17 protein-coding genes are annotated in these 17,302 nt (G+C 71.3%); 14 read left to right on the forward strand and 3 right to left on the reverse strand.

The genetic code is table 11. The annotated features are described in order from the left end of the window. Positions 1-24: 24 nt before the first annotated feature. From ACZ60M_RS01075 to ACZ60M_RS01095, 5 genes are all read left to right on the forward strand, one after another. Positions 25-1,107, forward strand: coding sequence for an ATP-binding protein (locus tag ACZ60M_RS01075; protein ID WP_465413405.1), 1,083 nt, complete (start codon positions 25-27; stop codon positions 1,105-1,107). Further along, a complete protein-coding gene (locus tag ACZ60M_RS01080; RefSeq protein ID WP_465413406.1) occupies positions 1,104-3,371 on the forward strand; it encodes a DUF5682 family protein in 2,268 nt (755 codons plus the stop codon). Before ACZ60M_RS01075 ends, ACZ60M_RS01080 begins: the two co-directional genes overlap by 4 nt. Beyond that, complete coding sequence (locus ACZ60M_RS01085) at positions 3,371-4,528, forward strand: VWA domain-containing protein (RefSeq protein WP_465413408.1); 1,158 nt, start codon at positions 3,371-3,373, stop codon at positions 4,526-4,528. Before ACZ60M_RS01080 ends, ACZ60M_RS01085 begins: the two co-directional genes overlap by 1 nt. Then, positions 4,525-6,456 (forward strand): SWIM zinc finger family protein, encoded by a 1,932-nt coding sequence (locus tag ACZ60M_RS01090; RefSeq protein ID WP_465413410.1) that lies wholly within the window; start codon positions 4,525-4,527, stop codon positions 6,454-6,456. The genes ACZ60M_RS01085 and ACZ60M_RS01090 overlap by 4 nt, the downstream gene beginning before the upstream one ends. Before the next feature lie 111 nt (positions 6,457-6,567). Further along, positions 6,568-7,704 (forward strand): NAD(P)-dependent malic enzyme, encoded by a 1,137-nt coding sequence (locus ACZ60M_RS01095; protein ID WP_465413412.1) that lies wholly within the window; start codon positions 6,568-6,570, stop codon positions 7,702-7,704. 44 nt (positions 7,705-7,748) lie between these two features. Here ACZ60M_RS01095 and ACZ60M_RS01100 read toward each other — a convergent pair whose 3' ends face one another. Further along, positions 7,749-8,711 (reverse strand): ADP-ribosylglycohydrolase family protein, encoded by a 963-nt coding sequence (locus tag ACZ60M_RS01100; protein WP_465413414.1) that lies wholly within the window; start codon positions 8,709-8,711, stop codon positions 7,749-7,751. A gap of 132 nt (positions 8,712-8,843) precedes the next feature. Between ACZ60M_RS01100 and ACZ60M_RS01105 the strand changes: the two genes are divergently transcribed. Continuing rightward, complete coding sequence (locus ACZ60M_RS01105; protein WP_465413416.1) at positions 8,844-9,698, forward strand: SDR family oxidoreductase; 855 nt, start codon at positions 8,844-8,846, stop codon at positions 9,696-9,698. Positions 9,699-9,708: 10 nt separating this feature from the next. After that, positions 9,709-10,182: a MerR family transcriptional regulator gene (locus tag ACZ60M_RS01110; RefSeq protein WP_465413418.1), complete on the forward strand. Its 474-nt coding sequence runs from the start codon at positions 9,709-9,711 to the stop codon at positions 10,180-10,182. 47 nt (positions 10,183-10,229) lie between these two features. Here the strand turns inward: ACZ60M_RS01110 and ACZ60M_RS01115 are convergent, their stop codons facing one another. Beyond that, positions 10,230-10,778, reverse strand: a complete 549-nt coding sequence (locus ACZ60M_RS01115; protein ID WP_465413420.1) for a hypothetical protein — start codon at positions 10,776-10,778, stop codon at positions 10,230-10,232. A gap of 182 nt (positions 10,779-10,960) precedes the next feature. Here ACZ60M_RS01115 and ACZ60M_RS01120 point away from each other — a divergent pair, with 182 nt between their 5' ends. Both ACZ60M_RS01120 and ACZ60M_RS01125 read left to right on the forward strand, forming a co-directional pair. Then, positions 10,961-11,191 carry a FitA-like ribbon-helix-helix domain-containing protein gene (locus tag ACZ60M_RS01120; protein ID WP_465413422.1) on the forward strand — a complete coding sequence of 77 codons (231 nt, stop codon included), beginning with the start codon at positions 10,961-10,963 and terminating at the stop codon, positions 11,189-11,191. Further along, on the forward strand, positions 11,188-11,583 hold the full coding sequence (locus ACZ60M_RS01125; RefSeq protein ID WP_465413424.1) for a type II toxin-antitoxin system VapC family toxin: 396 nt from the start codon (positions 11,188-11,190) through the stop codon (positions 11,581-11,583). The genes ACZ60M_RS01120 and ACZ60M_RS01125 overlap by 4 nt, the downstream gene beginning before the upstream one ends. Before the next feature lie 3 nt (positions 11,584-11,586). On the opposite strand, the gene ACZ60M_RS01130 is transcribed toward ACZ60M_RS01125, so the two are convergent. Then, on the reverse strand, positions 11,587-12,567 hold the full coding sequence (locus tag ACZ60M_RS01130; RefSeq protein ID WP_465413425.1) for a COX15/CtaA family protein: 981 nt from the start codon (positions 12,565-12,567) through the stop codon (positions 11,587-11,589). 167 nt (positions 12,568-12,734) lie between these two features. Between ACZ60M_RS01130 and ACZ60M_RS01135 the strand changes: the two genes are divergently transcribed. The 5 genes from ACZ60M_RS01135 to sufC are packed head-to-tail and all read left to right on the forward strand — an operon-like array spanning position 12,735 to position 17,298. Continuing rightward, positions 12,735-13,466: a helix-turn-helix transcriptional regulator gene (locus ACZ60M_RS01135; protein WP_465413489.1), complete on the forward strand. Its 732-nt coding sequence runs from the start codon at positions 12,735-12,737 to the stop codon at positions 13,464-13,466. A gap of 27 nt (positions 13,467-13,493) precedes the next feature. Next, on the forward strand, positions 13,494-14,927 hold the full coding sequence (gene sufB, locus ACZ60M_RS01140; protein WP_465413427.1) for a Fe-S cluster assembly protein SufB: 1,434 nt from the start codon (positions 13,494-13,496) through the stop codon (positions 14,925-14,927). 30 nt (positions 14,928-14,957) lie between these two features. Beyond that, complete coding sequence (gene sufD / locus ACZ60M_RS01145) at positions 14,958-16,175, forward strand: Fe-S cluster assembly protein SufD (protein ID WP_465413429.1); 1,218 nt, start codon at positions 14,958-14,960, stop codon at positions 16,173-16,175. An 8-nt stretch (positions 16,176-16,183) separates the two neighbouring features. Continuing rightward, positions 16,184-16,522 carry a non-heme iron oxygenase ferredoxin subunit gene (locus ACZ60M_RS01150; RefSeq protein WP_465413431.1) on the forward strand — a complete coding sequence of 113 codons (339 nt, stop codon included), beginning with the start codon at positions 16,184-16,186 and terminating at the stop codon, positions 16,520-16,522. Positions 16,523-16,536: 14 nt separating this feature from the next. Continuing rightward, positions 16,537-17,298 (forward strand): Fe-S cluster assembly ATPase SufC, encoded by a 762-nt coding sequence (gene sufC, locus ACZ60M_RS01155; RefSeq protein WP_465413433.1) that lies wholly within the window; start codon positions 16,537-16,539, stop codon positions 17,296-17,298. Positions 17,299-17,302: the final 4 nt, after the last annotated feature.

Genomic DNA, 17,302 nt, shown 5'->3' on the forward strand with positions numbered 1-17,302 from the left:
GCCACCACCATGCAGAAAGCCGCCATGACAGCAACCGCCGCACCGAAACTCCAGCGCCCGCCCGCCGAGCACCGCTACACGACCGAGCTCGCGAAGCTCGCCGCCGAGGACGACTCGCCCCGCCCGCCCGGCTGGGCCCTCAGCCTCCAGGCCGCCCGCACCTTCATCGTGGGCGACGAATCGCGCGGCATCACCCGCAAGTTCGTGGGCGACCCCTCGCTCATCGACCGCGCGCTCGTCACCCTCGCCACCAACCGCGGCCTCATGCTCGTAGGCGAACCGGGCACCGCGAAATCGCTGCTCTCCGAGCTCATCGCGGCCGCCGTCTCCGGCGACTCCACCCTCACCATCCAGGGCGGCGCGTCCACCACCGAGGACCAGATCGCCTACTCCTGGAACTACTCCCTCCTCGTCTCCGAAGGCCCCACCGAACGCGCCCTCGTGCCCGCGCCGCTGCTGCGCGGCATGTCCGAAGGCCGCGTCGTCCGCTTCGAGGAGATCACCCGCTGCCCACTCGAGGTACAGGACTCGCTGCTCTCGCCGCTCTCGGACCGCGTGCTCGCCATCCCCGAGCTCGAAGGCGACTCGATGGTCTTCGCCCGCGAGGGCTTCAACATCATCGCCACCGCCAACACCCGCGACCGGGGCGTGAACGAGATGAGCGCGGCCCTCAAGCGCCGCTTCAACTTCGAGACGGTCTTCCCCATCGCCGACTTCAAGACCGAACTCGACCTCGTCGAGGCGGAGGCCTCGGCCGCGCTGGCGCGCTCGGGCGTGCCCGCGCCGCCCTCGCGCGACGTCCTCGAAGTGCTCGTGCGGGTCTTCCGCGACCTGCGCACCGGGGACGCGAACTCGGGCCGCCCGCAGGCCGTCATGTCGACCGCCGAGGCCGTCTCGGTCGCGCACGCCGTGGGCATCAAGGCCTGGTACCTGCGCGGCGGCACCGCCGAGGCGGGGGACATCGTGGACTGCATGGCGGGCGCCGCCGCGAAGGACAACGCCGAGGACCTGGCGCGCCTGCGCCGCTACCTGGAGCAGAAGGCGCCCAAGCGCAAAGGCCCGCACTGGGAGTCGCTCTACCAGGCCCGGAACCTGCTGCCCGGATGACCGAGCGCCTTCACGTGCAGGGCGTGCGGCACCACTCGCCCGCCTGCGCCCGCCTCGTCGCCGCCCGGATCGCCGAGCTGCGGCCCGCCGCCGTCCTCATCGAGGGCCCGGCCGACTTCAACGAACGGCTCGGCGAACTCGCCCTCGAACACGAACTGCCCGTGGCGATCTACTCGTACGCGAGCACCGACCTCTCGGTGCAGCGCACGTGGGCGCCGATGTGCGACTACTCGCCGGAGTGGGTGGCGCTCACCGAGGGTCGCCGGGCCGGTGCGACCGTGCGCTTCATCGACCTGCCCGCGTGGCACGGGGCGTTCGACGGCGTCGAGAACCGGTACTCGGACGCCGAGCGCCGCTACACCGAGGCGACCGACCGGCTCTGCCAGGCCTTCGCCGTCGACAACACAGACGCCCTGTGGGACCACCTCGTCGAGGTCGCCGAGCCCGAAGGGCTGGCCGACAGGCTCGACCAGTACTTCGACCTCGTGCGCGGCGAGGCCGACGCGGACGGCCGCGACAGCGCGCGCGAAACGTATATGGCCCAATGGATCAGGGCGACCCTCGCCGAGACCGAGGGTCCCGTGCTCGTCGTCTGCGGCGGCTTCCACGCCCCCGCGCTGCGCCGCCTCGCCGAAGCGGGCGACACGGACATGCCGACCCTCCCCGAACCGCCGGAGGGCACCGAGACCGGCGGGTACCTCGTGCCGTACTCGTTCAAGCGCCTCGACGCGTTCGCCGGGTACCAGTCGGGGATGCCCTCGCCCGAGTACTACCAGCGCCTGTGGGAGGCCGGGCCCGCCGAGGCCGCGGCCACCTTGGTGCAGCGCATCACCACCCGCCTGCGCCGCCGGGGCCTGCACGTCTCCACTTCGGACCTCATCGGGGCGCGGAGCCTCACCGAGGGCCTGGCGCGCCTGCGCGGCCACGGGCGGCCCGGCCGCACCGACCTCCTCGACGGCCTCGCCAGCGCCCTCATCAGCGACGACCTGGAGCAGCCGCTGCCGTGGACGCGGCGCGGCTCCCTCACGGCCGGAACGCATCCGGTGGTCGTCGAGATGACCGCGGCGCTCACCGGCGAGCGCGTCGGGAAGCTCCACCCGGACACGCCCCGGCCGCCGCTCGTGGACGACGCGGAAGCCGAGATGGCCCGCCTCGGGCTCGACGGCGACGGCTTGCTGCGCCTGGACCTGTCCAAACCGAAGGACCTCGAACGCAGCCGCGTCCTGCACTGCATGCGGCTGCTGCGCCTGCCGGGCGTGCGCCGCGACTCCGGCCCCTCGGCGGGGGAGGACGTCCAGGCCCACGAGCAGTGGACGCTCACGCCCACCGCGGACCGGCTGCCGGTGCTCATCGAGTCCGGCGCGCTCGGCGCGACCCTCGGTGACGCCGCCCAGACCGTCCTGGAGCAGCGCGCCGACGGCGAACGGGCCCTGAACACCCTGGCAGCCTTGCTGTTCGACGCCGCGCTGTGCGGGCGCGCGCACCTGACCGACCGCCTCGGCTCCGCTGTCGAGTCCGCTGTGGACGACAGCGGCGACCTCGGCGAGGTCGGCCCCGCGCTCGCCACCGTGCTGGCCCTGTGGCGCCACGACCACCTGTTCGGCACCGCCGGGAGCGCCCTGTACGCCGCCGTCGTCACCGCGTGCGCCGACCGCATCCTGTGGCTCGCCGAAGGCCTCCACGCCGGGCCCGGCCCGGCGGAACAGGGCCGCCTGCTCGCGATGCGGGCCCTGCGCGACGCGGTCCGCCACGCGCCCGGCCTCACCCCGCCAGCCGCCTCCGTTGCCGCTGCGGCGCAGCGGATCGCGGTCGACGGGCAGGCCCCGCCCGACCTGCGCGGCGCCGCGCTCGGCCTCGCATGGGCCCTCGGCGCGCCCGCGAACGCCGCCGAAGCCGCCGCCGGTGCGGCCGACCCGGACCGGCTCGGCGACTGGCTCGCCGGGCTCTTCGCGGTCGCCCGCGAAGAAGTCCTCGCCGAGGAGCAGGGTGTCGTGTCCGCAGTGGACGAACTCGTGGGCGACCTCAACGAGGACGAGTTCCTGATCGCCCTCCCGGCCCTGCGGCAGGCGTTCGCGACGTTCCCGCCCCGCGAACGCGGCCTCATCGCCGAACGCCTCGTCGCCGCCCGCGGCGGCGGCAACGCCCGCGAACTCACCCGCAAACTCGCCGTGAACCCGGTCGTCATGGCCGCCGCCATGGCCCTCGAAGCCCGCGTCGACGCCGCCCTCGCCCGCGAAGACCTCGTATTCGGAGGAGAGTCCTGATGGGCGACAACCATAATGGAGCCGACCTGGAACGCTGGCGGCTCATCCTCGGCCCCGCCGCCGAGAGCTGCACCGGCGGCCTCAGCGAGCAGAACGCCCAACGCGACGCCGCCCTCGACTGGCTCTACAGCCGCGACGACGACCTCGGCAAACGCGGCGTCCGCCGCGGCGGCGCCCGCAGTACCGACGGGCAGCGCGGCGCCGACGACTCGCCGTCCCAGCTCACCACCGTCGACTGGCTCGACGGCATCCACCGGCTCTTCCCCAAGGAGACCATCGAACGCCTCGAACGCGACGCGGTCGAACGCTACGAGATCCACGACGTCCTCACCAACCCCGAAGTGCTCGAACGCATCGAGCCGAGCCCGGCCCTCCTCAAAGCCGTACTGCGCACCAAGCACCTCATGAACCCCCAGGTGCTCGCCGCCGCCCGCCGCATCGTCGAAGAGGTCGTGCAGCGCCTCGTCGAGAAGCTCTCGGTCCAGGTCCGCACCGTCTTCACCGGCAGCCGCACCCGCAAACCCAGCTGGCACCGCCGCTCCCGCGACTTCGACCTCAAACGCACCCTCCGCGCCAACCTCAAGCACTACCAGCCCGAAGAGCGGCGCGTCGCCATCGAACGCCCCCGGTTCCACTCGCGCACCTCCAAACGGCTCGAGCAGTGGCAGCTCGTGCTCCTCGTCGACCAGTCCGGGTCCATGACCGGCTCGGTCATCCACTCGGCCGTCACCGCCGCGTGCCTCCACGCCCTCCCCGGCCTGAAAACCCACCTCATCGCGTTCGACACCGCCGTCGTCGACATGAGCTCCGATGTGGACGACCCCGTGGAACTGCTCATGAAAGTGCAGCTCGGCGGCGGCACCGACATCGCCCGCGCCGTCGGGTACGGCGCCGGACTCATCGAGAACCCCCGCCGCTCCATCGTCGCCCTCATCAGCGACTTCTACGAAGGCGGCTCCGAGGCCCGCCTCGTCCACCTCGTCAAGCAGCTCTGCGACCAAGGCACCCAAGTCCTCGGCCTCGCCGCCCTCGACGAGGACGCCAACCCGGTCTACGACCACGACATGGCCGCCCGCCTCGCCAAAGCCGGCGCCCACGTCGGCGCCATGACCCCCTCCCACCTGGTCGAATTCGTCGCGGAAAGGCTCGGCACATGACCGCAGCACCCAGGCAGGACCTCCTCGCCCTCACCCAGGACTCCCTTGCGGCCCTAGCCAACCGGGGCCTCGTCAAACGCGCCGCCAAAGACCTCGACGCCGGAACCGCCCCCGCGGTCACCCTCGCCGACGACGGCACCCTCACCGCCGCCTTCCCCGACGGCGCCGAAGCCGTCCTCCCCGCCGCAGGCGGCCTCGAAGCCGCCACCTGCACCTGCGGCGCCGCGGGCAAATGCCGCCACCGCGTCGGCGCCGTCCTCGCCTACCAGCGCGAACAGGAAGCGCCGCAAACCGAACCGGCCGAACCCGAACCGGTCGCCAGCCCCGCCGCCATCACCGACGAACAACTCCGCGACACCCTCGGCCACCACGCCCTCAAAGCCGCCGAGCAGACCCGCCGCGCCGGATACACCGCCCGCCTCACCTGGCCCGGCCCCGACCGGCCCGCCGTCGCCGAACTCCCCGCCGCCACCGTCAGCTTCCTCGTCCCCGGCCTCGGCTACGTCCACACCGACGCCACCGGCCCCGCCCGCGACACCGCGATCGTCCTCGCCGTCTGGGCCTTCCGCGACGCCGCCGAAGGAACCGCGACCGTCAGCATCGGCGGCACCACCGCCACCGACGACCTGGACAGCGCCCTCACGCTCACCGCCCGAGTCCTCCTCGACGGCGCCGTCGGCGCCGACGGCGTCCTCCGCGCCGCCCTCCAACGCGAATCCAAAGCCCTCACCCGCCGCCGCGCCCACTGGCCCGCCGGAGCAGTCGACGACCTCATCGAACAGCTCGAACGATACGAAGACCGCTCCGCCGCCTACGACCCCCAGCGCCTCGCCGCCCTCCTCGCCGAACTCCCCGCCCGCGCCCGCGCCGCCCGCCACCCCGAAGGCACCCCGACCGCCCAGGTCCTCGGCAGCGAAGAAGCCGACGCCACCCCCCTCCACCTCATCCGCCTCACCGGCCTCGGCGCCCGCGTCGCCGCCGTCGGCGACACCCGCACCCTCGAGATCTACCTCGCCCAACCCGAGACCGGCATGGTCCTCACCGTCCAACGCGAATGGCCCGACTCCCCGGACCTCACCGGCGCCGAACTCGCCTCCCGCCGCCTCGCCGGATGCAAGATCAGCGCGCTGGCCGCCGGGAACACCGTCACCGAGGCCGCGTCCCGCACTGCCGCCCGCGCGCTCAAGCTCGGCACCGGCCGCCTCGCCCGGACCCAGGTCCTGCCGCTTGGCCTGGCCTGGCACGACCTCCCGGACGCGCTGCGCGCCACCGACCTGGACGCCCTTGCCGCCGAACTCGCGGCCCGCCCGCCCGCGCTCGTGCGCCCGCGCGTGGCCGCCGAGTCCCTGCGCGTGATCGCCGTCGAAAGCGCCGAACTCCTCGGCTACGACCCGGCCTCGCAGTGCCTCTACGCCCGCGTCGCCGCCCCGAAGGGCGGCACCGCCACGTTGCGCGTCGCGCACAGCCCCGCCGCGCCCGGCGCCCTCGAAGCGGTCGAGAAAGCCCTGCTCAAAGGCCTCACCGGCGTCGCCGGTCACGTGCACCGCCACCGCGGCGAACTCATCGTCGAGCCCACCGCGCTGCTCACCGAGGACGGCCCGGTCGTCCCCGGCTTCGCCTCCGGCGACGACACCGCCGAACTGGCCGCCGCCGGGGAGGCGGCCGCCACCGACCCGGTCTCGGCCGCGATCGAAGGCGCACTCACCGCTTGCGCCGATCTCGCGCACCAGGGCCTGCGGAGCGCCCGCGAACCCTCCCGCCGCCGCGCAGAAGACGCCGCCGCCGAGCTGAATCGGGTCGGACTCCAAAGGGCCGCAATGGATTTCGTGCACCTGTCCAAGGCGTTGGCGGCCGAGGACGACACCGTGAAAACCACCGCCTGGACGGCCGCCGCCGTCCGCATGCTGGTCACCGCTGAGCTACACTGATGCCCTTGGGTAATCCCCAATCGCATCTCCAGCCACTCGTATCTCAGCCGGAGCCATCCGTTCGGCGTTCGCAGAGTCGGCGATCATCATCGAAGCAATGAGGCTTGACCAATGATCGACCTGCAAGACCCGATCTTCGTCGCCCACGAGGGCGGCAAACTGCGCACCTCCACCACCGTCCCCCTCGCCTCCCGCGAGGACCTCTCGGTCGCGTACACGCCCGGCGTGGCCCGCGTCTGCGAGGCCATCGCCGCCGACGAGTCCCTGGCCCGGACCCACACCTGGCGCTCGAACGTCGTCGCCGTGGTCACCGACGGCACCGCCGTCCTCGGCCTCGGCGACATCGGCCCAGCCGCCTCCCTGCCCGTCATGGAGGGCAAGGCCGCCCTGTTCCGCCAGTTCGCCGACGTCGACGCCGTCCCGATCTGCCTCGACACCAAGGACCCCGACGCGATCGTGGCCGCCGTCGCGGCCATCGCGCCGTCCTTCGGCGGCATCAACCTCGAGGACATCTCGGCACCGCGCTGCTTCGCGATCGAGGACCGCCTCAAAGCGATGCTCGACATCCCGGTCTTCCACGACGACCAGCACGGCACGGCCGTCGTCGTCCTCGCCGCGCTCACCAACGCGCTGCGCCTCCAGGACCGCCGCGCCGAAGACCTCACCGTCGCCGTCGTCGGCGCGGGCGCGGCGGGCGTCGCGATCACCAAGATCCTGAACGAGGCCGGGGTCGGCGACCTCATCGTCTGCGACTCCACGGGCATCATCCACGAGGGCCGCGACCGCCTCAACCCGGTCAAAGCCCAGCTGGCGGCGGTCACCAACCGCACCGGCCGCAGCGGCGACGTCACTGGAGCGCTCAAGGGCGCCGACGTCCTCATCGGCGTCTCCGGCGGCCAGATCCCCGAAGCGGCGCTGGAAGGCATGGCGGACAACGCGATCGTGTTCGCGCTCGCCAACCCGACCCCCGAGGTTGCGCCGGAGGTCGCCGCGAAGCACGCGGCGATCGTGGCCACCGGGCGCAGCGACTACCCGAACCAGATCAACAACGTCCTGGCGTTCCCCGGGATCTTCCGCGGCGCCCTCGACGCGGGCGCCCCGCAGATCACCGAGGCGATGAAGCTCGCCGCGGCCCAGGCGATCGCGGACATCGCCGCCGAGGACCTCGCGGCCGACCGCATCGTCCCGTCCCCGCTCGACCCGCGCGTGGCCCCGGCCGTGGCGGCAGCGGTCAAGGCCGCCGCTTAGCGGAACGTGTGAACGGGCGGCCCGGCGACGGGCCGCCCGTTTCGCTACCCCTCCAGCAGGCCCGCGAGCGCCGTGATCACGTCCCGCCCCTCCACTTGCGACGCCCACTCCTTCGGCAGGGCCGCATGGCCGTACGCGGTGCCGTAGAGGTTGCCGAGGATCGCGCCCGTCGAATCCGAATCCCCGCTGTGGCTCACCGATGCGGTGAGCCCCTTGCGAACGTCATCCGTACCGAGGAAGCAGTAGACGGCGATCGCCAGCGCCTCCTCGGCGACCCAGCCCTCGCCGAGCGGCGCGCACGTGTTGGGCCCGGGCGGGAGGTTCCCGGCCAGCCGGTACGCGGCCTGGAGCGCGTCGGCCGTCTCGGAGCGGTCGAGGCCGCTGCGAAGGTGCAGCATCGTCTCCGACACGGCGCGCTGCGGCGTCTCGCCGTTCATCAAGTGCGCCACGATCATCGCGAACGCGCCCGCCGAGGTCCCGGCGGTCGGGTGCCCGTGGGTGAGCTTCGAGCACTGCTCGGCGAACGCGAACGCCTCGTCGGGGCCGAAGTACAGGCCGAACGGGGCCGAGCGCATGACTGTGCCGCAGCCCTTCGAGTTCGGGTTGACCCCGGGCCGGGCGCCGTCGCGGAGCCCGGAGATGCAGGCGTTGCCGGGCGCGCGGCGCGAGTACAGCCACGGCTGTGCGGCCAGGCCCTCGGAGGCCATGGGCGGCATGGGCTCCCGCTGCGTTTGCAGCCAGCGGAAATAGGCCTGGCGCACCTGCTCGACGTAGTCCGCGGTGCTCCCGCCGGGCGGTGCGAGGAGCAGCCCCTCGACGGTGAACAGGGTCATCTGGGTGTCGTCGGAGACCTGGTTGCGGCGCATCTCGGTCACCCCGCCGGGTCCGAACGCGTTCTCGATGGCGTCCCACCGGTCGAACTCCACCTGGTAGCCGAGGGCGTCGCCGACGGCCCCGCCGATGAGGCATCCGAGGACGCGGTCGTGCCGCGTGAGCGCTTGAGTCACGCCGGGATTCTATGGCGTCCATGCCGTCCCGCCGCCGCACCGAGCCCGCCCCCACGGCCGGTCCTCCTGCCACCATGACCCCGGTCACTCTCGTTTGCGTTCGAGCGCGCTCGAAGCCATAGCGTTCGGGCCATGAAGCAACCGACCTGGATCATCACCGGAACCACCCGCGGCCTCGGCCGCTCCCTCGCCGCCGCGGCGCTCGCGGACGGGCACAACGTGGTCGCGGCGGTCCGCGACCCGGCCCGCACGGCCGACCTCGCTGACGCCCACCCCGACCGCTTCGCCGCCGTCGCCCACGACGTCACCGACACTGCCGCGGCCTCCGGCCTCGTCGCGGCCGCGCTGGAGCGCTTCGGCCGCATCGACGTCCTCGTCAACAACGCGGGCCGCGCCGTCGTCGGCGCGATCGAGGAAGTCGACGACGCCCGGCTCCGCGACCTCATGGACCTCCACCTGTTCGGCCCCGCCGCACTCGTCCGCGCCGCGCTCCCGGCCATGCGCGCCCAGGGCTCGGGCACGATCATCCAGATGAGCAGCCAGGGCGGCCGCATCTCGTTCCCCGGCGTCGCCGCCTACTCCGCCTCGAAGTTCGCCCTCGAAGGATGGTCCGAGTCCCTGGCCGGAGAGGTCGCTTCGTTCGGGATCCGCGTGATGATCGTCGAGCCCAGCCGCTTCCGCACCGGCTTCCACGGATCGCTCGAGTTCACCGAGGCCGCCGAAGCCTACGGCGACGGCCTCGCGGCCGTCCGCGCCGACATGGCCGGAGTGGACGGACGCCAGGAAGGCGACCCCGACAAGGCCGCCCGCATCATCGCCGACCTGGTGAACGGCGGCAAGCTCCCGCTCCGGCTCCCCCTGGGCGCTGAAGCGGTCCAGCGCCTGAGCGCCGCCCACCGCAGCGGCCTCGCCGAGATCGAACGCCTCGCCGACCTCGCCCGCAGCGCCGACTTCGAGGGCGTGGCGCCCTCGGTCCGGCCCGTCTAGATTCGAACGCATGGCAACCGACGAACTGCTCGCGCGTGCGCTCGAAGCACTCGGCGACGACCCTGTGTCGGTCGAGGCGATCCACCGCCTCGCCGACACGGCGCACGCCGCCGAGGCGATGACCATCACCGAGGTCGCCGACCTCCTCGACGTCACCGCCCATACCCTCCGCTACTACGAGCGGGCCGGGCTCGTCGAGGTCGCCCGCGACAGCCTCGGACACCGCGTCTACGACGCCCAGGCCGTTCGCCGCCTCGTCTTCCTGACCCGGATGCGCCTGTCCGGCATGCCAATGCGCGACCTCCAGCACTACGTCGCGCTCGCCGACCAGGGCGACGGCACCGTCCCCGAGCGCCTCGACATGCTCGTCGAGCACCGCGACACCATCCGCCGCCGCATCCGCGAGCTCACGCTCTCGCTCGAAGCCACCGAGTACAAGATCGCCACCTACGGCGGCACCGCAGGCCCCGACGCCGTCAAGTAGGAACGAAACGGCCCCGGGCGAACGCCCGGGGCCGCACTCCAAAGTCCTCAGTCGCGCAGCGGCCGCGTCAGTGCCGCGACGACGATGGCGCCGACGAACAGCACCACGAGCCCGGTGAACCCGGCAAGGCCGAGCCACCCGAACAGGTTCAACCCGCCGAGGCTCTCGAAGAACGCGCCCGCCGAGGAAGTGCTCGGTTGGAACCCCGCCTCCCCGAAACTGAACGTCCAGAACACGTACGCCGCGAACAGCCCCGTCCCGGCCGCGCTCACATAGGCCAGCGAGTTCACCGACTGCTGCGCACGTGCTTCACCCGCCCGCAACCCCTTGAGCCGCTTCGCACCCGCGACGATCAAGAGCACCGCCGCGACCACCGGCAGCACTAGCGGGGCCGCGAGGTACGCCCACTCCCATGCCAGCAGGTCCCACGGATCGCCCTCGTTCGGATCGTCCATATCGGCGATCATCGCGAACACATAGTGGACAGCGGCGGCCGCGACAGCGAACGCCCCCAAGCCCATCAGCCCCCGCAACCACCGCGCCGCGACCCCCGACCGGTCGCCCGCACCCTCGATCCCAGATTCGATCGCCGCCATGATCCTCAAGCTCCTCTCGCGGTTCCGCCAAGTGAGTTCTAGACGCCCGGAACCCCGCCGACAGTTGCATCAGTGCGCCGGAATCCGGTCGGGGCGACACGCAATGAACACTCGGGTACGCGGAGGTGTCGCCGATTGATTGTAATCTGGTGGCTATGGGTGCAATTCGCTATCATGAGGCTATGAGCAGCAGAGCCGTGCAGATCCGCGACATCCCCGATGACTCGCTCGACGTGATGCGGGCACGGGCGGCCGCCGAAGGCATGAGCCTTCAGGCCTACCTGCGGCGGATGGTGATCGAGGCGGCGGCGAGTCCCACGGTCGCGGAGGTGCTGGCGCGGGCGGCGCGGCGCTCTGCCGGGGTGTCGATGGCCGAGATCGTGGCCGCCACGCGCGAGGGCCGCGACCTGTGAACGAACTGGTCGTCGACAACTCGATCATCGTCTATGCACTGCTGGAAGGCAAGAGCAACGAACTGCTCCGGCGTCGGCTCTCGGCGCCGCGGACACTCCACGCGCCCCAGCTCATCGACTACGAGTTCGGCAACGTCATCCGCGCGCTCCTGCTCGGCGGCAGGATCACCGAAGCCGTCGCGGACGAGGCCCGAGACGACTTCACCGACCTTCCGATCCAGCGCTATCCGGGGTCGGTCACCGCCGACCGGTCATGGTCGCTGCGGCACAACTTCAACGCGTACGACTCCGCGTACATCGCACTTGCGGAACTGCTCAGCGCGCCACTGCTGACCGGCGACAAGAAAATGCTCGGCGCGCATCACGCCGCCGTCGAGGTCGTACCCGGCTGAGGCTCAGGTCGCGGTGGCGGGTTCGGGTTCGACGAGGTGGTCGTCTTCGCGGTCGCCGTGGATCTCGTAGTGGAGGGGGACCGCTTCGATGCTGGGCTCGCGCTTGCGGAGGCTGAAGGGGACCGCGACGGCGGCGACCCAGAGGACCCCGGCGCCGAGCATGTGCAGGCCGACCAGGATCACCGGCAGGTCCAGGTAGTACTGCGTGTAGCCGATGACGCCCTGCAGGAGCTCGACCACGAGCAGCGTGTACGCCGCGCGGATCGCCGCGTTCGGGGCCTTCACCGCGTGGAGGGCCGCGATAAGCGCGACCGTGAGGCCGAGCAGGAGCCACACCAGGTCCGCGTGGAGCTGCGACATCAGCGCCGGGTCCAGGCCGTTGCGCGGCGTGTCGGCGTCGCCCGCGTGCGGGCCCGAGCCGGTCACGACCACGCCGAGGACTATCACCGCGAACGTGACCCCGACCAGTCCGCGCGCGAGCAGCTGCACCGCGCGGGGGACCAGCGGCACCGCCTCACCGTCCGGTTCGCCCGAGCGCACGTACAGCGCCACCGAGAGCGCGACGAGCGGGATCGACGCCAGGAAGTGCGCGCCCACGACCCACGGGTTCAGGCCCGTCCACACCGTGATGCCGCCGAGGATCGCCTGCACCGGCACGTACAGGCACGCCCCGAACGCCAGCCTCACCAGCGACGACCGCCGCGGGATGCGCAGCCACGCGGCCACCAGCGCCGCGATCGCGATTGCCACGAGCACCCAGGTCAGGACCCGGTTCCCGAACTCGATCGCCCCGTAGATCCCCATCTCGGGGGTCGCCACGAGCGAGTCGGTGGTGCATTTGGGCCATTCCGGGCAGCCCAGGCCCGACTCGGTCAGGCGCACGGCGCCGCCGGTCACGATGATGCCGACGTTCGCGATGACGCTCGCGAGCGCCCACCGGCGCACCGCGCCCGGTCTGCCAAACCACCGCTGCAACAGGTTCACAGCGGAGATTGTGCCCCCACCCGGTCAAATGCGCCCTCGCCGGGTCGCGCAATGTGGGCCAGCGCGTCCCGGAGAGGCTGGTGAGGTTAGGCAAACCTGCGTGCCCCGTCTCACCGAGAGCCATCTCGACGCGCCGCGCCGAATTAAGTAAGCTTTGTGTTGTGGAAATGGTGACGAGGGCGACGAGCCACTCGACCGACGGGGACACCCGCCGCCGAGTGACCCGCCTGCTGCTCGAACGCGGCCAAGCCACGGCCGCCGACCTCGCGCAGGACCTCGGCATCACCGCCACCGCCACCCGCCGCCATCTGGACGTGATGGAGGCCGAAGGCCAGGTCGAGACCCGCGTGGTCAAGACCGCCGGTCGCGGCAGGCCCGCGAAGAGCTACCAGCTCACGCCCGCCGCCCGCACCTCCTTCGGCCACACCTACGACGACCTCGCGATGGAGGCGCTGCGCTGGATTCGCCGCTTCGAGGGCGAGGACGCCGTAGGCGGCTTCGCCGCCGAGCAGGTCGCGCGCCTGGAGGCCCGCTGCCGGGCCGCCATGGACGCGGTCGACTCGGACGACTCGATGGCCCGCGCGCAGGCGCTGGCCACCGCCATGTCGGGCGAGGGCTACGCCGCTACGGCGTCGGTCATCGCCTCGGGCGGGCAGATCTGCCAGCACCACTGCCCGGTGGCGGGCGTGGCCGCGGAGTTCCCGCAGCTGTGCGAGGCGGAGACGCGGGTGATCAGCCGCCTGCTGGGCGTTCACGTCCAGCGCCTGGCGACGATCGCCAACGGGGACGGGGTGTGCACCACCCATGTTCCCGGCACGAACCGGGGCCTCAGGGCCGCGGGCGCCGAAGGTGGACGCGGCCCGGTGCCGCTGCCCGACCCCGGACGCGCAGACCGATAACCCGACAGGTCAAAGGTGAGACTTGAGATGACCGACACGCAGAAGAGCGAACCGCTGTCGCAGGAAGAGGCCCTGGCCTCCCTCGAGCGGTACGAGTACGGCTGGGCCGACTCGGACGCCGCCGGTGCGAACGCGCGCCGCGGTCTGACCGAAGAGGTCGTCCGCGACATCTCCGCGCGCAAGAACGAACCCGAGTGGATGCTCGAGCTGCGGTTGAAGGGCCTCAAACTCTTCGGCCGCAAGCCGATGCCGAACTGGGGCGCCGACCTGTCCGGGATCGACTTCGACAACATCAAGTACTACGTCGAGGCGTCCGAGAAGCAGGCGGAGTCCTGGGAGGACCTGCCCGAGGACATCAAGAAGACCTACGACAAGCTGGGCATCCCCGAGGCCGAGCGCCAGCAGCTGGTCTCCGGCGTCGCCGCCCAGTACGAGTCGACGGTGCTCTACCACTCCATCCGCGAGGACCTGGAGCAGCAGGGCGTCATCTTCATGGACACCGACACGGGCCTCAAGGAGCACCCGGAGATCTTCCAGGAGTACTTCGGCTCCGTGATCCCGGTGGGCGACAACAAGTTCGCGGCGCTCAACACGGCGACCTGGTCGGGCGGCTCGTTCATCTACGTGCCCAAGGGCGTCCACGTCGACATCCCGCTCCAGGCCTACTTCCGGATCAACACCGAGAACATGGGCCAGTTCGAGCGCACGCTCATCATCGCCGACGAGGGCTCGTTCGTGCACTACATCGAGGGCTGCACCGCCCCGGTGTACTCCTCGGACTCGCTGCACTCGGCGGTCGTGGAGATCATCGTGAAGAAGGACGCGCGCGTCCGGTACACGACGATCCAGAACTGGTCGTCGAACGTGTACAACCTGGTCACCAAGCGCGCGATCGCCGAGCAGGGCGCGACCATGGAGTGGGTCGACGGCAACCTCGGCTCCAAGGTCACCATGAAGTACCCGGCCGTGGTCATGGTCGGCGAGCACGCCAAGGGCGAGGTCCTGTCGGTCGCCATGGCCGGCGCGGGCCAGCACCAGGACACGGGCGCGAAGATGACGCACGCGGCCCCGAACACCTCTTCGACCATCGTGTCGAAGTCGATCTCGCGCGGCGGCGGGCGCACCTCCTACCGCGGCCTCGTGCAGGTCAACGAGGGCTCGCACCACTCGAAGTCCACGGTGAAGTGCGACGCTCTGCTGGTCGACACCATCTCGCGCTCCGACACGTACCCGTACGTCGACATCCGCGAGGACGACGTCGACATGGGCCACGAGGCGACGGTCTCCAAGATCGGCGAGGACCAGATGTTCTACCTCATGAGCCGGGGTCTGACCGAGGACGAGGCGGCGGCGATGATCGTGCGCGGCTTCATCGAGCCCATCGCGAAGGAGCTCCCCATGGAGTACGCCCTGGAGCTCAACCGGCTGATCGAGCTGCAGATGGAAGGCGCGGTCGGTTAACCCGACCAGGACGAGGAAACCAGAGATTTCATGAGCATCGAATTGGCCACTGGCGCCAAGCCGCACACCCACGGCCTCGGCGAGGTGCCCCCGAAGACGAAGTCGCAGCTGCTGCGCTCGTTCGAGCCCGCCGACTTCCCGGCCCTCACGGGCCGCGAGGAGGACTGGCGGTACACGCCGGTCAAGCGCCTCGCCGGGCTCGACGACACCGGGACCGCCCCGGCGGCCAAGGCCGCCGAGTACGCGATCCGCAGCCTGCCCGCGGGGGTCACCGCCGAAGCCGTCGGCAAGGACGACAAGCGCCTCGGCTCGATCCTGACCCCGTTCGACCGCCCCAGCGCGGTCGCGTGGGCCAAGACCGAGAAGGCCCTGCTCGTGGCGGTCGCGCCCGAGACCGCGGTGTCCGAGCCGGTCTGGCTCGACGTCACCGGCGGCGGCCTCGACGGCGCCACGTGGGCGCACACGTTCATCGAGGTCGGCCACCACGCCGACGTCACGCTGATCGTGCGCCACACGGGCCTGGCCCGCCTCGGCGACAACGTCGAGATCTCGGTCGGCGACGGCGCGCACCTGCGCCTCGTCGCGGTCGCCGAATGGGACCGCGAGGCCACGCACGTCGAGCACCAGAAGGCCCGCCTCGGCCGCGACGCCAAGCTCGACCACATCTCGGTCACGCTCGGCGGCGACCTGGTCCGCCAGTACCTGTCGGTCGACTACGCCGGCCGCGGCGGCTCCGTGGACGCCTTCGGCCTCTACTTCGCCGACTCCGGCCAGCACCTGGAGCAGCGCCAGCTCGTGGACCACTCCGTCCCCGACTGCCGCTCGAACGTGAACTACCGCGGCGCCCTCCAGGGCGACACGGCGCGCACGGTGTGGGTCGGCGACGTCCTCATCCAGGACGCGGCCACCGGCACCGACACGTACGAGATCAACCGCAACCTCGTCCTCTCCGACGGCGCCCGCGCCATCTCGGTCCCCAACCTGGAGATCGAGACCGGCGAGATCGTCGGCGCCGGGCACGCCTCGGCGACCGGCCGCTTCGACGAGGAGCACCTGTTCTACCTCCAATCGCGCGGCATCCCCGAGGCCGAGGCCCGCCGCCTGGTCGTCAAGGGCTTCTTCAACGAGATCATCACGAAGGTCCCGGACGAGGCGCTCCGCGAGGAGCTCACCGAGCTCGTCGTCGCCCGCCTCGACGCCGGCCGTTTTCTGGCCCCCGAGGACATCGAGGCCGGTGCCGCAGAGTGAGTGAAACCATGCCCGACAACGATTTCCTGCGCGTATGCGCGCTCGACGAACTGCCGGAGGGCGAGGCCGTCGCGGCCGACATCCACGGCACGTCGATCGTGCTCGTGCGCAGGGGCGACGAGGCGTTCGCCCTCTACGACGAGTGCTCCCACGCGGCCGTGGCGCTCTCCGAAGGCGACGTCGAGGACTGCCAGATCGAGTGCTGGCTGCACGGGTCGAGCTTCGACCTGCGCACCGGCAAACCGTCCGGACCGCCCGCCACGGAGCCGGTCCCGACCTACCCGATCGAGGTCCGAGACGGCGACGTCTACCTCAGCCTGAAGCCCAAGACCACCGAGAACGCCTGAAGGAACCAGAAGTTATGAGCAAGCTCGAGATCCGCGACCTGCACGTCTCGGTCAACACCGACGAGGGCGCCAAGCCGATCCTGCACGGCGTCGACCTGACCATCAGCTCCGGCGAGACCCACGCCATCATGGGTCCCAACGGCTCCGGCAAGTCGACCCTGGCCTACTCGCTGGCCGGGCACCCGAAGTACGAGATCACCGGCGGCGAAGTCCTCCTCGACGGCGAGGACGTCCTCGCCATGACCGTCGACGAGCGCGCCCGCGCCGGCCTCTTCCTCGCCATGCAGTACCCGGTCGAGGTCCCCGGCGTCTCGGTCTCCAACTTCCTGCGCACCGCCAAGACCGCCGTCGACGGCGAGGCCCCGAAGATCCGCACCTGGATGAAGGACCTCAAGGGCGCCATGGCCGAGCTGAAGATGGACGAGGCGTTCATCAACCGCAACGTCAACGAGGGATTCTCCGGCGGCGAGAAGAAGCGCCATGAGATTCTGCAGATGGAGCTGCTCAAGCCCAAGATGGCCATCCTCGACGAGACCGACTCCGGCCTCGACGTCGACGCCCTCCGCATCGTCTCCGAGGGCATCAACCACGCCAAGGCCACGAACAACCCGGGCGTCCTGCTCATCACGCACTACACGCGCATCCTGCGGTACGTGAAGCCCGACTTCGTCCACGTCTTCGTCGACGGCAAGATCGCCGAAGAGGGCGGCCCCGAACTCGCCGACAAGCTCGAAGCCGAAGGCTACGAGTCCTACGTCGGCACGAAGGCCGCCTAGCCAA

The sequence above is a fragment of the Glycomyces sp. NPDC050141 genome, assembly GCF_055586545.1.